Origin of the sequence: Escherichia sp. HH26CH (assembly GCF_009820205.1) — a bacterium.
GTDB classification, from domain to species: Bacteria; Pseudomonadota; Gammaproteobacteria; order Enterobacterales; family Enterobacteriaceae; genus Escherichia; species Escherichia coli_F.
This window is the reverse complement of sequence record NZ_VNXM01000072.1, coordinates 1-362: the sequence shown is the minus strand read 5'-3', so window position 1 is coordinate 362 and position 362 is coordinate 1. Positions and strand designations below refer to the sequence as shown.

Annotated in this window: 1 protein-coding gene; it reads right to left on the bottom strand. The window is 61.3% G+C overall.

Annotation, left to right across the window (positions count from 1 at the left end; genetic code table 11):
• Nucleotides 1-362 (bottom strand): type VI secretion system tip protein TssI/VgrG (gene tssI, locus FQ015_RS23300; protein WP_160524558.1); only part of this gene is annotated, 362 nt, incomplete at both ends.

The following is a 362-nucleotide window of genomic DNA, read 5'->3' as shown; positions in this document are numbered from 1 at the left end:
TTATCTTCATGGTAGGTCCGTCCCGTGACGATGGGCTGGTCCGGGTCTCCGTTCAGAAAATCAACAATCACCTCCTGGCCCACCCGCGGTATCGCCAGGTTACCGAACCCCGGCCCCGCCCACGCCTGCGATACCCGCACCCAGCATGAACTCGCCTCCGTTGCCGGGTTATACCTGTCCCAGTGAAACTTCACCCGTACCCGGCCATGTTCATCACAGAAGATTTCCTCTCCCGCAGGCCCGGTGACAATGGCGCTCTGTGGCCCGTCCACCTTCGGTTTGCTTTGCAGCCGTGGACGCCACGTCCGGTCTGCCGGTATCACCTCTAACTGATTGCCCAGCGTGGTTCCTCTCCCCTGGCT